Annotated in this window: 5 protein-coding genes and 1 pseudogene; 3 read left to right on the forward strand and 3 right to left on the reverse strand. The window is 70.7% G+C overall.

From position 1 onward, the window contains the following. Window positions 1-26: 26 nt before the first annotated feature. Window positions 27-1,991, reverse strand: coding sequence for an ATP-binding protein (locus tag ACQ0O7_RS39880; protein WP_430790693.1), 1,965 nt, complete (start codon window positions 1,989-1,991; stop codon window positions 27-29). A 121-nt stretch (window positions 1,992-2,112) separates the two neighbouring features. On the opposite strand from ACQ0O7_RS39880, the pseudogene ACQ0O7_RS39885 reads away from it, so the two are divergent. Then, window positions 2,113-2,982 (forward strand): annotated as a pseudogene (locus tag ACQ0O7_RS39885) (AMP-binding protein); the annotation flags it as partial. Window positions 2,983-3,895: 913 nt separating this feature from the next. Here ACQ0O7_RS39885 and ACQ0O7_RS39890 read toward each other — a convergent pair. Continuing rightward, window positions 3,896-4,093 (reverse strand): hypothetical protein, encoded by a 198-nt coding sequence (locus ACQ0O7_RS39890; protein ID WP_430790763.1) that lies wholly within the window; start codon window positions 4,091-4,093, stop codon window positions 3,896-3,898. Between the two features lie 62 nt (window positions 4,094-4,155). On the opposite strand from ACQ0O7_RS39890, the gene ACQ0O7_RS39895 reads away from it, so the two are divergent. Further along, complete coding sequence (locus tag ACQ0O7_RS39895; protein ID WP_430790757.1) at window positions 4,156-14,139, forward strand: amino acid adenylation domain-containing protein; 9,984 nt, start codon at window positions 4,156-4,158, stop codon at window positions 14,137-14,139. Here the strand turns inward: ACQ0O7_RS39895 and ACQ0O7_RS39900 are convergent. After that, a complete protein-coding gene (locus ACQ0O7_RS39900; protein ID WP_430790695.1) occupies window positions 14,074-14,796 on the reverse strand; it encodes a GntR family transcriptional regulator in 723 nt (240 codons plus the stop codon). The genes ACQ0O7_RS39895 and ACQ0O7_RS39900 overlap by 66 nt on opposite strands. Before the next feature lie 70 nt (window positions 14,797-14,866). Here ACQ0O7_RS39900 and deoC point away from each other — a divergent pair, with 70 nt between their 5' ends. Further along, window positions 14,867-15,562 (forward strand): deoxyribose-phosphate aldolase, encoded by a 696-nt coding sequence (gene deoC, locus ACQ0O7_RS39905; protein ID WP_430790697.1) that lies wholly within the window; start codon window positions 14,867-14,869, stop codon window positions 15,560-15,562. Window positions 15,563-15,565: the final 3 nt, after the last annotated feature.

Here is a 15,565-nt window from a genome sequence, read left to right on the forward strand (position 1 = left end):
GACCCCCTCCGGGGCAGTCGCCGCCGTCAGCGATCATCCATGACAGATGTCATCTGCGGACGGTGCAGGGTGTCAGCCACCTTGTGCAGCAGATCGCCGCCGGTGAACGGTTTCTCGATGAACGCGATGCCCTCGTCCAGCACGTGTGTGGTGCCGAGCAGCCCGTTGCTGTACCCGGACATGAACAGCACCGGCAGATCCGGCCGTTCGACGCGGGCGATCTCGGCCAGCCGCGGCCCGGTGATCTCCGGCATGATCACGTCGGTGAGCAGCAGGTCACAGCCGTGCTCCCGGAACAGGCGCAGCGCCTCCGCCCCGTTGTGCGCGGTCCGGGCCAGATAGCCGCCGTTGGTGAGGATCCGGGCCACGATCCGGCCCAGCGCCACCTCGTCCTCGACCACCAGCACGGTCCGGCCGTCCCCCCGCGGCGGCGCGCCCTCGCGGGCCGGCGACACCACCACACCCCCGCCGGTGGAGATCGGCAGGTAGATCCGGAAGGTGGTGCCGACACCCGGTTCCGAGTAGACGTTGATGCTGCCGCCCGCCTCGGTCACGATGCCGTAGACGGTGGCGAGGCCGAGGCCCGTACCGCGGCCCCGGGGTTTGGTGGTGAAGAACGGCTCGAAGATCCGGGCCGCGACCTCCGGCGCCATCCCCTCCCCGGTGTCACTGACCGACAGCCGGGCATATGTCCCGGCCGGCAGCGGCGGCTGCATGTTCAGCTCCTCGCCGTCCACCGCCACCGTGCCCGCCTCCAGCACCAGGGTGCCGCCGTCCGGCATCGCGTCCCGCGCGTTGATCGCCAGGTTCAGCAGGATCTGATGGATCTGCCCCGGGTCGGCGTGCACGGTCAGCGGCTCCGGGGCGGGCACCGCGATCAGTGTGATGTGCTCGCCGATGGTCCGGTCCAGGACGGCGTGCACCTCGGCCACCGACGCGTTCAGGTCGACGTCCCGCAGTTGCACGGTGTCACCACGGGTGAACGTCAACAGCTGCCGGGTCAGACTGGTGGCCCGCTCCACGGCTGTCCGCACGTGCGCCAGATCGGCCTGTACGTGCGCCCGGTCCCGGGTCTCGTCGATCACGAAGTCGGTGTAGTTCGCGATGATCGCCAGGATGTTGTTGAAGTCGTGCGCCACCCCGCCCGCCAGATTGCCCAGGCTCTCCATCCGTTTCGCCTGGTCGGTGCGCTCCTGGACGGCCCGCTCCCGCTCGGCCGCCTCCTTCGCCGCGGAGATGTCCCGGGCGATCACCGACACCCCGATCATGTGCCCGGCCCGGTTCTTCACCGGCGTCACCGTGAACGCGACCTCCACCGGGCTGCCGTCCTTGCGGACCCGGCGGCCCTCGTAGGAGAAGCTGCCGCCGTCCGCGCGGATCCGCGCCAGCATCCGGTTCTGCTGATCGACACCGTTCTCGTCGGCCAGCACCGTCGCCGGCCCGGCCAGCACCTCCGCCGCGGAGTATCCGAAGATCCGCTCGGCCCCACCGTTCCATGCGGTGATCACCCCGTCCGGTGTGATCCCGATGATCGCGTCCGCGCTGTCCTCGACGATGGTGGCCAGGGTCGCCTGGTGCGCGGCGGCCATCTCGCGGGCGGCGTTCTCGCGCGCGGACGCCTCCTCCAGCCGGGTCTGCCCCCACGGGTCGACGTAGATGGCACCGGTCTGCAGCAGCACCCCGTAGCCGCGCCGCAGGCTCCAGTAGTAGACGCCGACCAGCGCCGTGCACACGTCCCACAGTGCTGAACTCCAGGACCAGCTCAGGCTGGTCATGTGGTGTTCGGCGGGCACCGTGATCATCCGGTAGGTCATCGCGGCGTGGAATCCGTGCCCCACCGCACAACTGAAGAAGATCATGGCGGTGGCGGTGGCGAGCTTGTTCGACCCCAGCTGTCCCGCCCGGCTCACGGGTACCACGATGGAAACCATGATCGCCGCGTAAGCCACCATGATCACGAGGTTGGCCAGCAGGAACATCCGGTCCGGCACGTCTGAACGATCGTCCGCCCCGAGCCGGAACTGAGGTTTGGCCCACGCCGATAAGGTCCTGGTCGTGACGCTGACCGATGCCCTGGCCCGTGCCGCCGCGCAAGCACCCGGTCAGGGAGTTGTGCACGAAGGCGGCCGGTTTGTTAGTTATGCGGAGTTGTATGCCGACGCTCTCCGCATCGCGGGCGGCTTGCATGCCGCCGGCCTGACCCCTGGCGATTCCCTGATGGTGGTGTCCGAGGACAGCGCCGACTTCCTGTCCCTCTTCTGGGGCGCGATCGTGGCAGGCGTCGTGCCGGTCCCGCTGCCCCCGGAACCACACCGCCTGGCCACCGTCCGGGCCCATCTGGCCTCTTCGTCTTCTGCCGCTCTCACTCCCGCTCCCGCCCCCGCCTCTGCTCCCGCTACTGTTTCTGCCGGGAAATCGGTTTTCATTGCCGGTGATACCGCGACGCCCGGCGCGACCTTGCTGTCGCCGCGCGACCTGCGGTCCGCCTTTCCTCTTCCCACCCCGATTGCGGTACGGGGCACCGACCTGGCCTTTCTCCAATTCTCCTCGGGCAGCACCGGCATCCCCAAAGGTGTCGAGCTGACACACGACAACGTGATCGCCAACCTGACCCAGGCCTCGATCGCCGGCCGTCTCAGCCCCGCCGACGTATTCGTGACGTGGATGCCGTACTTCCACGACATGGGCCTGATCGGAACCCACCTGGCCCCGCTGTTCGCCATGTGCCGCCAGATCCGGATCAGTCCGCTGACGTTCGCGAAACGCCCCGAGTCCTGGCTGCGAACCGCCACCGAGCACCGCGCCACCGTCCTCTCCGCCGCCAACTTCGCCTTGGAGCTGACCAACCGCCGGGTCCCGCTGGAGGCCTTGGACACCTTCGACCTGAGCAGCGTCCGCCTGCTGATGGTCGGCGCCGAACCCATCTCCCCATCGGTGTGGCGAACCTTCACCACCAGAATGACCAGGGCATCCCTGAATCCCGGAGCGGTCCAGCCGGTGTACGGCCTGGCCGAGGCCACTGTGGCGGCGACCTGCCCTCCACTGGGTGAGGTAGCGGTCCCAGTGACCTTGAGCCGTTCAGCCCTGTCCCGAGGCGTAGCCCTCCCCGTCAACCCATCGCGTCCCTCATCTCCGTTCGCATCGCCTTCCCTGCTCGCATCACCTTCCCCGTCCGCGTCGTCTTCTCTGCTCGCACCCTCGTCCCCTGTCTCGTCTTCGGTCCCGTCGGTTTTCCCGTCGTGGTCCTCGCCTTCCGCTTCGTTCCTGTCGCCCTCCTCGTCTGAGGCTCCTTCCTCCGCGGCTGCGGTGCCGCCTGTGGAGTTCATGGACGTCGGTTACCCGGTGCCAGGCTGCGACTTGCGCATCGTCGACGACGAGGACGAGCCTCTGGAGGACGGCTTGGTCGGCCACATCCAGCTCCGCGGCCCGAATGTCACCCGCGGCTACCACCGTTCCCCGCAGGCCACCGCCGGCCTGTTCGCCGGAGACTGGCTCCGAACCGGGGACCAGGGTTTCCTCCGAGCGGGCCGGCTGTGTGTGACCGGCCGCCACAAGGACGTCCTGTTCATCAACGGCCGCAACTTCCACGCCGCGGATTTGGAGGAGGTGGCCGCCGCAACGCCTGGCCTGAAGCCCGGCCCGATAGCGGTGGTGGGAACCACCGACCCCCTCTCCGGCCGGGAACGAGTCACGGTCTTCGTAGCGTCCCGCGCGGTCCGCTCCGACCCAGCGGCTCTGCCCGCCTTGATCCGCTCCCGAACAGCCGAGGCTCTCGCCTACGACGAGGTCCACGTAGAGGTCGTCCCGGCAGGCACCTTCACCCGAACCACGAGCGGCAAACTACGCCGCCACCCACTCCGCGAACGCCTGACCACCCCCTCACCACTCGCCACCCCTACTTCTCGCACATCTCCCCAGCCGTCGCCATCGCCAGCTCGGTCGTCAGTGCCGCCACCATCGCCAGCCCCGTCGTCGGTGCCGCTTCCGGCTGTTCCTTCGTCATCGCCGCTGCCAACGCCTCCTTCGTCGGCCCCACTTCCGGCCGCTCCTTTGTCGGTCCCGCTTCCGGCCGTTGTTTCGTCGGCGCCGTCATCAGCCGCTCCTTTCGCCGCGCCCTCGGCGCCGGCCGTCGCAGTGCCGACATCGCGCGCCGCGATGGAGCAGGTCGTTCGATCCATCTGGGCCCGCGTACTGCGGATACCCGCCGACACGATCGCCCCCGACGACCGTTTCCTCGCGATCGGCGGTTCCTCGCTGGCCGCGATGGAGGTGCTGGCGGCTCTGGAGGACGAGTTCGCCGAGCCTCTCGACCCCGCGATGCTCCGGGACTGTCGCACGGTCACCGCATTGGCGGACCACCTCCTGTCCACCGGTGTCCGCCCACGCACCGCCGAGGCGCGGGTTCGCCTGGACTCCGGCGATGCGCCGGCTCGCCTGGACTCCGCCGATGCACCAGCTCGCCCGCGCATCGGCGAGGCACCAGCTCGCCCGGACATCCCGCGCCCGGCCGAGGCCTCCCATGCTCATACCGGTCCGCCCTCCGCGTTCGACGGAAGCCCGGGTGGGCTGGCGATCATCGGCATGGCCTGCCGCTTTCCGGAAGCGGATACGCCCGAGGAGTTCTGGGCCAACCTGGTCGCCGGCCGGGACAGCGTCACCCCGGTGAACCGATGGGCTGGTGGCGGGCACGGGGCGTTCCTCGCCGATCCGGCCAGGTTCGATGCCGGATATTTCGGAATCGACGAGGATGAAGCCCGGCTCCTCGATCCGCACGCGCGCATCTTCCTGGAACTGGCCCACGAAGCCCTCGAACACGCCGGCTACGCGGGCCCGCGCCGCCACGCCCACCGCATCGGAGTCTTCGCGGCGGTGGGTGAGAGCGGCTACCCGGAGCTCATCACCACATCGAGCAGGCCCGCAGGCCCGGATACCGTCTCCGCGCCGGGCCAGCACACCGACCCGGATACCGTCTCCACGGCGGGCCAGCCCGTCAGCCCGGAAACCGTCTCCACGTCCGACGGTTCGAAGATCGGGCCGTACGCCCTGACCGGGACACTCCGTAACCTGATCGCGGCCCGGGTCGCCCACTCGCTGGACCTGCACGGCCCGGCCCTGGCTGTCGACACCGCCTGCTCGTCGGCCTTGGTCGCGCTGCATCTGGCCCGCCGCAGCCTGGAGTCCGGTGACTGTGACATCGCCGTGGTCGGTGGTGTCAATCTCAACCTGACCTCCACCGGCGAGACGCTGCTGGGTGAGGCACAGGCCCTGTCGCCGTCCGGCCGGTGCCGGGCGTTCGCGGCCGGAGCGGACGGTTTCGTTCCCGGTGAGGGTGGCGCGGTCCTGGTTCTGACGAGGCTGGCCGAGGCCGGTGACGCCGACATCCTCGCGGTGGTGCGGGGTACCGCTGTCAACAACGACGGCCGCTCGCTGAGCCTGATGGCCCCGAACCCGCTGCTTCAGCAGGAGGTGATCGCCGACGCCTACCGCACCAGTGGCGTGGACCCGGCCGAGGTCACCTATGTGGAGGCCCACGGAACCGGGACACCGGTCGGCGATCCGATCGAGGCCCGATCCCTGGCGCATGCCTTCCCTCCCCTCCCGGACAACCGTCCCCGCCTCCTGGGTTCGGTGAAGACGAACATCGGTCACCTGCTCAACGCGGCCGGTATGCCGGCCCTGGTCAAGGTGATCCTGGCCCTGCGGCATCGCCAACTGCCGCCGTCGCTGCATCATGACCAGCCGTCTCCCCGTTTCGACCTGGCTGCGAACGGCTTCGAGGTGGTGACCGAGACCCGCCCTTGGCAGGCTCCGCACGTGGCCGGCGTCAACGGGTTCGGATTCGGCGGCACGAATGCTCACGTGATTCTGGCCGCCCCACCCGGCCGGCCGGAGCCCGCCAACGATCCGGATGCGGCCGCGTCCGGAGCGGATCAGCCGGTTGCGACACCCCCGATCACCGGTCCCGAACACCCGGAGCCCGAGTCGCACCTGCTGACACTGTCGGCGCGTTCGGCCGCATCCCTCCGCACCATGGCATTGGACCTGGCCGCCCATCTGCGGTCGCACCCGGACCAGCGCATCGCTGACGTGTGCGCGACCGTGTCGACCGCGCGAGACCCCGGTCCGTGCCGGATCGCCCTGGTGACCGGAAAGGATCTCCCGGACCGGTTGGTGTCCGTCGATCCGCCCGCACCGTTGGGCCGGCCCGCCCGCACCGTATTCCTCTTCGGTGGCCAGGGCACCCAGCGCCCCGGTCAGGCCGCCGAGCTGTATCGGAGCGCGCCTGCTTTCCGCCGGATCCTCGATGAGGTCTCGGAGGCGGCCGGTGAGGTGGCGGGCCGCACCCTGGTCGCCTGGTGCACCGACCCGGACGTCACCGCCGGGGAGCTGGCCCGGACCGAGGTCACCCAGCCGGTGGTGGTCGCCTTCGGTGTGGCGCAGGCCGCCCAGCTGATCGCTTTCGGTATCCGCCCCGACGCGGTGGCCGGCCACAGTATCGGCGAACTCGCCGCCGCGGTGACCGCCGGTCACCTGACCGCGGTGGACGCGGTCCTGCTGGCGAAGGAACGAGGCCGCCTGACCGCGGCCCTGGTAGCCCCCGGCACGATGCTCGCCGTCGCGGCCACCGTCACCGAGATCGCTGCGGTACTCGGTGACGTACTGCGGCTCGATGCCGCGACGAGCCCGGACGGTGTGTTCGTCGCGGCCGAGAATGCGCCGAAGCGGATCGTTCTGGCCGGTTCCCGCAACGCGATGGCCCATGCCGGGGAACTGCTTGCCGCAGCCGGTGTGGTGACCCGTGACATGGCGGCCGGGCACGCCTTCCACACCCCCGCCATGGAACCGGTCGCACAGCATCTCGCCCACCTGGCGCCCGTGCCGAGAGCGGGAGTGATCCCGCTGGTCAGCACGATGACCGGGAACTGGCTGACCGATCTGGACGGCGCCTACCTCGCGGCCCAGGCGACACATCCGGTGCGTTTCGCGGCGGCCGCCGACCGGCTGCGCGAGGCAGGCTTCGACACGATGGTCGAGGTGGGCGCGTCGCTCGCACTTTCTCCTTTCGTACGCGGTACGACGGTCCTGCCCCCGGCCTCGACCCGCGCGGCTCTGCTGGCCACCGTCGGCACCCTGTGGCAGCGGGGCGCCGACCTCGATCGCTCCCACCTGGACGCCGGAACCCGCCGAGTGCGCATCCCGGCCTACCCGTTCCAGCGAACCCGCTACTGGATCGCCGGCGACCCGGCTCCGGCCGGTCCGGTCCCCGGTCTCCCGCTCGGGCCGGCCGCGCAGCCTCAGACGTCGACCCCCACGCCGGCCCGTATGTTGGCCACCGCGCCGACCGGGGCGGATCGTAGCGGCCTGCCCACTCCGACCGGGCCGGTTCTCTCCGTCCCGGACTGGACCGAGGCGCCACTCGCCGAACCCCGGACGGACGGCCGGGCTCCGGTAACCGTGATCACGGCGGGCAAGGGCGGAGCCACCGAGGCACTGGCCGCGATCAACGCCGTCCCCCGAGACGGCCGTCTGCTGTTGGTGACCGAAGACCTGTACGCGGCCGGCTGCGGAAGCCCGCGTCCCCGGCATGCGCTGTGGGCCGCCTTGGCGATGGCTTTCGCCGACGAGAACCGGGCAGCAGGTGTCCGGATCATCGACGTCAGCTCGGCGGACTCCAAAGCACGGCGACGGGCCGCGATCGATCACGAACGCGCCGGCCCGCCCACTGCCGGACCCGCCGAGATTGTCGCGTGGCGCGCCGGGCGAAGGCTGACCAGAACCTTCGCTCCCGTCACCGGCCGCCCGGAGCCCGCTGGTGGCGCCGAGCCGTTCTCCCCTCCGCCGGACGGTAGCTACCTGATCGTCGGCGGTGCGGGCGCGGTGGCTGCCGAGATCGCCCGTCACCTGGCCCGGCGAGGGCGCCCTCATCTGACGCTGACCGGCCGTTCCGCCGAGCCGGCCGAGCTGCTCACCGAGTTGCGGCGGCTCGGCGCCACCGCCGAGTACCTGGTGACGGACGTGACCGTGCCGGGGCAGGTGCGGGACCTGGTCACCGGACGGCACTTCGATGTGGTGGTGCAGGCGGCCGGAGTGGTCCGGCCGGGCAGCCTGCGGTCGAAGACCCCGGGCGAGGTGAACGCCGTGCTGGCCGCCAAGGTCCGCGGCACGAAGCTGCTGGCCAGGGCGTTCACGGCCCGGCAGACGGCCGGTGGCTCGACGGTCCCGTTGTTCGTCGCCCTCTCCTCGGTCTCGTCGGTGCTGCCGGGCCTGGCCGGGGCGGTCGGTGACTACGTGGCCGGGAACCTCTTCCTGGACAGCTTCGCCGCCGCCGAACGAGCAGCCGGACGGCCGTTCGTAGCGGTCAACCTGCCCGCGCTGACCGGCGCCGGCCTGGCCGCCGCCCACGCGTCCGTGGCTGACGGACTGCCCATCGAGCAGGTGCCGGAGCTGCTGTGGGCAGCGGCCCGCCTGGGCGTCCCGCAGGTGCTCGTGACGGCTCCACCCGCGTCCTCGCCCGAATCGCGGACCCTGTTTCGGACCGTGCCCTCGCCGTCGGGGGCGCAGCCTTCGACCCAGAGCACGCCCTCGACGGCGCCGGCGCGTCCCACTCCTGGACCCGCAGCCGGCGGCGGAGGGTGGGGGAGAGCCGCACTCGTCACCGTGTTGCGGCAGATGCTGGCCGGGCCTCTCCACCGGGAGCCGGACGAGATCGGAGTGGACGAGCCGTTCCTGGCGTTGGGGCTGGACTCGCTCACCGCGGTGGACCTGGTCAAGGACCTGGAGACCCGGCTCGGCCGGACGCTGTCCACCACGTTGTTCTTCGAGCACCGCACCGTCGGGGAACTCGCGGCACACCTGTCCGGCGTCGACACCGTCCCGTTCAGCCCGGTGCAGCGGGCTTTCGTCACCACCGGCCGGTTGTACCCGGAGATCCCGGCGTACGCCTACGTCCGGCAGACCCTCGACGGGCCGATCGACACCGACCGGCTCCGTGCGGCGTTCGCCGAACTGGAACGCCGGCATCCGATGACGCGGGTGCGGTTCGGGGCGGACGGACAGCGTTTCACAGCACCCGGGCGGCCCGACTGGTTCACGGTGCGGGACGGCGCCCAACCGGTCGGGCAGATCGATGCCGAACTGCGGAACCGGCCCTTCGACCTGAGCCGGGAGTCGCCGGTGCGGGCGGTCCTGGCCGGATCCGACCTCATCGTGGTGGTTCACCACGCGGTGGCCGACGGGTTCAGCCTGGCCGTGCTCGGGGACGAACTGTGGGCGTTGTACCAGGGCCTCGACCCGGGCCCCGCGCCGGTGGCCACCTTCGCGGATCACGAAGCACAACGGACCGAACCGTCGGTGGCCGATCTGGATCACTGGCAGCGGGAGCTGACCGGCTGGCCGGCCCTCACCCTGCCCTTCGACGGCGACATCGAGGACCAACCACAGGGCCCGTACGCCGTACGGCAGCGTGCTCTGGACCGTGAGACCACCCGAAGGCTGACCGAGGTGGCCCGTACCGCCGAGGTCTCGCTCTTTCATCTTCTTCTCGCGGGTTATGCGCGGTGCCTGGCGCGATGGAGCGGACAGGCCGAGGTGCCGGTGTCGGTCGCCCGGGCGGGACGGGCCGCACGGCTGCCGGGGATCGATCGGATGGTCGGGCCGTTCGCCGACACGCTTCCGGTACTCGCCGACGTCCGGCCCGGTGAATCCGGAACCGAGCTGGCGGCCCGGCTGCGCGGCCGGTGGCTCGACGCCGAACGGCACGGCTCGGTCTCGACGGTCGACCTGGCTCGCATGCTGGCGGCCGACGGCACCGGCCCACGATCGGCGAGCCCGGCCGGCTTCAGCTTCGCCCGTTTCCCCGGCGCCGGTGCCACCGCCGCGAACGTCCGGGCCACCACCGCGGGGACCGCCTCGGCGGCGACCCGTCTGGGACTGGTCTGTTTCGAGGCCCACGGCACGCTCCATTTCTCGTGGAACTATCCGGAATCCCTGTTCACCGCGGCGACCGTCGAGAGGTTCGCCGATGAGCATCTCGCCGAGATCACCGCGCTGGCGGTCGAGGCAGCGCCTCCGGTGGCGATCACCGCACCGATCGCTGAACAGGCGATGCCGGTGGATGTCGTCGAGCGGATCCGGGAGCAGTGCCGGAGGACACCGGCCGGGATCGCGGTCCTGAGTGACGGCGTCCCTCTCACCTATCACGAACTGGACCTCGCCTCCGACCGTCTCGCCGCCCGGCTCGCGATCATCGGGACACGGCGGATCGGCCTGCTCACGAGTCCCGGCGCGGACACCGTGATCGGAGTCGTGGGCATCCTCAAAGCTGGTGCCGCCTGGGTCCCGGTGGACGCCTCGCACCCGCCGGCCCGCCTGTCGAGCCAGCTCGAACGGGCCGGTGCGCGAGTGGTGGTCTGCGACGCCGGCACCCGTGCCGTGGCGGAGACCATCGGTCTGCCCCGGGTGGGCATCGAGACGGTGGCTGAGGACGAGGCCGTCGTGGCGCCGGCGGTGCGGAACAGGGCGGACGATGCGGCGTACGTCATATTCACCTCGGGGTCGACCGGGCGCCCGAAGGGCGTCGCCGTCAGCCACCGGGCGATGAGCAACTACCTGCATTGGGCGATCACCACTTTCGGTTACCGGGAGGACGACCGTCTCGCGCAGACCGCCTCCCTCTGTTTCGACGCCTCGGTTCGGCAGATCCTCGCTCCGCTGCTGGTCGGGGCCACCGTCGTCGGCTGGGACCGGGACACCGTCCGTGATCCGGAACGGCTCGCCGAACGGCTGGAACACGACCGCGTCACGGTGTGGAGTTCGGTACCGACCCTGTGGGAGCACCTGCTGACCGCGGCCGAGAAGAGTCATGCCGACCTGTCCCGGCTGCGGTGGGTGCACGTCGGCGGCGAGGAACTGTCGCCGGCCCATGTCCGCCGCTGGTTCGCCCTGCTCGGCCCGGACCAGCGGATCACCAACCTCTACGGCCCGACCGAGACCACCATCAACGCCACGTGGCATCTCATCGACTCCTGTCCTGCTGATGACGTCACCCGTCTGCCGATCGGGCGACCGGTCGGCGGTGCGATCGTCGAGGTGGTCGGGCCGGACGGGCGGCCCGCCGACGACGGCGAGATCTACATCGGGGGCACCGGTCTCACCGACGGTTACCTCGACGATCCCGAACAGACCGCGAAGGCCTTCGTGGTCCGGGACGGCACGCGCTGGTACCGCAGCGGCGACCTGGGCCACCGCGACCCGGACGGGCTGCTGTGGTTCCGTGGCCGTGCCGACGACCAGGTGAAACTGCACGGTCACCGGATCGAGCCGGCCGAGGTCGAGGCGGTGCTGCGCCGGCATCCGTCAGTGGAACGGGCCGCCGTTCAGGTGCATGACGCCCGTCTCGTCGCCTGGGTGCAGTCGCCGTCGGCCGACGGTTCCGGTCTGCGCGCCCACCTGCGGACACTTCTGCCGGAATACCTGATCCCGAGCCGTTTCGAGATCGTCGGTGAGTTGCCGTTGACCGCGGCCGGCAAGATCGACCGCGCTGCGCTGTCCGTCACCATCTCGTCCTCCTCGTCTCCTGCTTCCGATGAACCGCTGACCGCGACCGAGTCACTGCTCGCCGGCCTGTGGCGCCGGCAGCTCGGGGTGGCCGCGGTCAGCCGGGACGACGATTTCTTCGACCTGGGCGGCGATTCGATCGGCGTCCTCGAGCTGTTCGCCAGTTTGGCCGAGCACCGCCCGGTTCTGCCTCGGCCCACGGTCCTATTTCACAATCGGTCACTGGCGGACCTGGCTGCGGTGATCGATGCCCATATGGGCCGATCAGATTCCGCCAGCGTTGGTAAAAGTGCTGGTCAGGACTTCCCGGTCAGCCTCACCCAGCGAGGGTTCCTGCTGGCCGACGCGGTCGGGGCGCCGTCGACGTGGCTGGCGGCACCGCGGCTGCACGGCCCGCTGGACCGGGACCGCTTCCAGCACGCGGTGGATGTGCTGGTGGCGCGGCATCCGATGCTGCGGACCGTCTTCCCGCGCGGCGCGCGGCCGCCGGTGCAGAGGGAGATTCCGTCGGTACGGGTGACCGTCGGGTATGTGGCGGAGCCGCGCCCGGTCGAGGAGGAGCTGGCGGCGGAACGCGGGCACCGGTTCGATCCGGCGGAGTGGCCGCTGGTCCGGTTGAGACTGCTGCGGTACGCGCCGGCCGAGTACGTACTCGTCGTCCACGCGCATCACCTGGTGGGGGACGGCTACAGCGTCGCGCTGCTGATGCGGGAACTGCTCGCGGTCTACGACGGGGCGACCCTGCCGCCGTTACGCGCCACCTTCCGGGACTACGTGGCGATGCTGGCGGGTGTACGGCCCGAGGTGGTACCGCATGCCCGCCGCCGGCTCGTGGCGGGCGGCGAGATCACCACTGCCGGTTTCACGCTCGGCGACGGTGATGTGGCGGCGATGCGTGACGAGGCCGCCGCTGCCGGAGTAACCCCGTTCGTCCCGATCCTCGCGGCCTACCGGCGGGCGCTCGCCGCGGTGACCGGAAGCCGCGATCCGGTGATCGGGTTGGCGGTGACCGGCCGGGACCACGCTCTGACCGACATCACCCGAACCTTCGGACCGTACGCCACGGCTGTGGCCGTCGACATCGGACCTGGGTCCGATGCCGCTGCCGGGCGGAGGGGCGAAGCTGGGAGCCGGATCGAGGACGACGGCGACAAGCCCGGCAGGAGGGGAGAGGAGGTCGGTCTGGCCGAGCTGGCCGCAGCCGTCGTGGAAGCGCGGAACCGGGTGTTCACCGCACCCGGTGGCTGGCAGTACTTCTTCACCCATCTCGACTTCGGCGCCGAGGCCGAGGGCGAGACCTTGCGATTGACCTGGGAGGACGCGGACGCGGAGTTGGCACTGCCGCCCGGAACGGATGTGCTGCTGGCAGTCCGTCCGGTGACCGGAGGACTACGCCTGACACTGCGTGGCCGCCTGTCCTCCGGCGAGATGGAGCGAATCGCCCTGTTCCTTGAAAACTCCACAGTGAAGCGGGTCCCGGATCCGGGGCGGCTGGATGCCGCGCTCGTCGGCTACCTGCCGGCCCCCGGCCATCTGGCTTCGCTGGCGGAGGCCCTCCCCGAGGGGATCCGGGCGGTCCTGCCGCACCTCGACCGGGAGACCATCCGGTCGGCGATCTTCCCCGGCGGCCGGCCCCGGCTGCTGGAGACGGTGCGGACTCCGCTGGGTGTGTCGGGATTCGTCGCGGTACCGCGCTTCGCGGACGAGCTGGCCCGTCCGGGGCTGGCGGAGGACGCCGCGCTGGGGGTGGACCTGGCCGCCGAACTGGGGGCGCGGACCGTTTCGCTGGCGGGGATGATCCCCGCGCTCACCGGATACGGGACGGCGCTCACCCCGTACCGGCGCAAGGGGGTTGATCTGACCACCGGCCATGCGGTGACCGCCGCAGCGGTCGTGCGGACCACCCTCGCCGCGGTGCGGTCGCGAGGACGGGACATCGGGGACTGCGTGGTGGCGATCCTGGGGGTCGGCTCGATCGGCACCTCGTCGCTGAGCCTGCTCCTGGCGACATCGGCCCCGGCCGGCCTCATCCTCTGCGACCTGCCGGCGTCCGCGGCCCGGCTGACGGAACTGGCGGCGACGGTGGAGATCCCGGTGGAGACGGCGACGGACGGTCCCGAAGCGATCTACCGCGCCGATGTCATCATCGCCGCGACCAGCGGAGGTCCGTCAACCGTCGACGTGGACCGGCTGAAACCGGGCACGATCCTGGTCGACGACTCGTTCCCGCACTGTTTCGACACGGCGAAGGCGATGGCCAGGATGCGGGAGCGCGGCGACGTCCTGATCGTAGGTGGGGGACTGCTCGGGATCGGGCACGCACGGCGTTCGGCCGCGGAGGGGCTGCCCGCGGTGAACGCCCACCTGCCGGACACTGTCGCGTCCTGCCAACTGGAGTCTCTGCTGCATGCCACCAGGCCGGGACTGCCAGCGGTGTCCGGGCCGGTCGAGCCGGGCCATGCGAGGGCCTACTGGGACGCCCTGGATGCCGCGGGTGTCACCGCGGCGCCGTTGCACCTACTGAACCAGCGGTTCGACTCCGAAGGCGACGTCGAGCCGATAGCGGGTGCCGGCATAGCGTGACTCACTGAGTTCGAGTGGCCGTTCGTTCTGGTCGAGGATCAACCGTTCCTCGACCAGCAGCGCCGAGCCGATCGGCACACCCAGCTCCTGGGCGTCCTCGGCGGTGGCGGACTGGGCGCCGATCGTCGAGGTGCCCCGCACCGGGGTGTGGCCGATCGCGACTAGCGCCTCGTGGACCGACGTCGACAGATCGTGGTCGAGGAGCCCGGGGATGGTTCCGGGGTAGATGGCCCGTTCGAAGGCGATCGGCTCGTCGTCGGCGAAGCGGACGCGATGGATGGCGTAGACGTCGCCCTTACGGATCCGGAGCCGGGTCGCCTCCAGCGGGGTCGGTGGTCGGAGCCGGGCCACCAGGACCTTGGCCCATGGTCGTTTGCCCTGTTTGCGGATCTCCTCGCTGAGCCGGATCAGATGGTCGGCACGGCGGGGCCCGCTGGGCACGGCGACGAAGGTGCCACGGCCGGGAGCGCGGTAGACGAGGCCGTCGTTGACCAGCTGGGTGACGGCCGCGCGGGCGGTCATCCGGCTGACGCCGTGCTCGCGGGCGAGCTCCGGCTCGGAGGGCAGCGGGTCGTGTGGCCGGGACTTGGCGATGAGGGCGCGCAGCTCCTGCTCGATGCGGAAGTAGCGCGGTGCGAAATCGGGATTCCCGGGCATGCGGCTCACCCTACAGATCCACACAGCCTGTCTAGACAGCTACCTGTCTAGACAGCTAATGTCCGATCTCATGAACTTCACCGTGCCGCAGATCGCCAAGATGATCGATCACTCCATCCTTCGGCCCGAGTTCACCCTCGAGGACGTGCGAGAGGGATGCGCCATCGCCAAGAAGTACGACGTCGCCTCGGTCTGTGTCCGCCCCAGCGACGTGTCCGTCGCCGTCGACCTGCTGCGCGGCACGAACGTCGCGGTCGGCACGGTGATCGGCTTCCCGCACGGTGACACCGCCACCGCCATCAAGGTCGCCGAGACCGAGCTGGCCGTGCACCAGGGTGCCACCGAGATCGACATGGTCCTCAACATCGGCTGGCTCCGCTCCGGCGACATCGCCGCCGTCGAGCACGAGATCGGCATGATCGTGAAGGCGGCCGGCACCGCCCACGTCAAGGTCATCCTGGAGACGGCCTACCTGACCGACGAGCAGAAGCTGGCGGCCTGCTGGGCCTCCGAGCGGGCCGGTGCGGCGTTCGTCAAGACCTCGACCGGCTTCGCGCCGAAGGGCGCCACCATCGACGACCTGGCGCTGATGCGGTCGGCCGTGTCGCCGAAGGTTCAGGTCAAGGCCTCTGGCGGCGTGCGCACGCTGGACGCGATGATTGCGATGGCCGGGGTCGGCGTGACCCGTTTCGGCACGTCGTCGACGAGCGAGATCCTGACCGACCTGGCCCGGCGTCAGGTCTCGGTCCCCGGCGGTCGCGCCTGATCC

Origin of the sequence: Actinoplanes sp. G11-F43, assembly GCF_050589265.1 — a bacterium.
Lineage (GTDB): Bacteria > Actinomycetota > Actinomycetes > Mycobacteriales > Micromonosporaceae > Actinoplanes.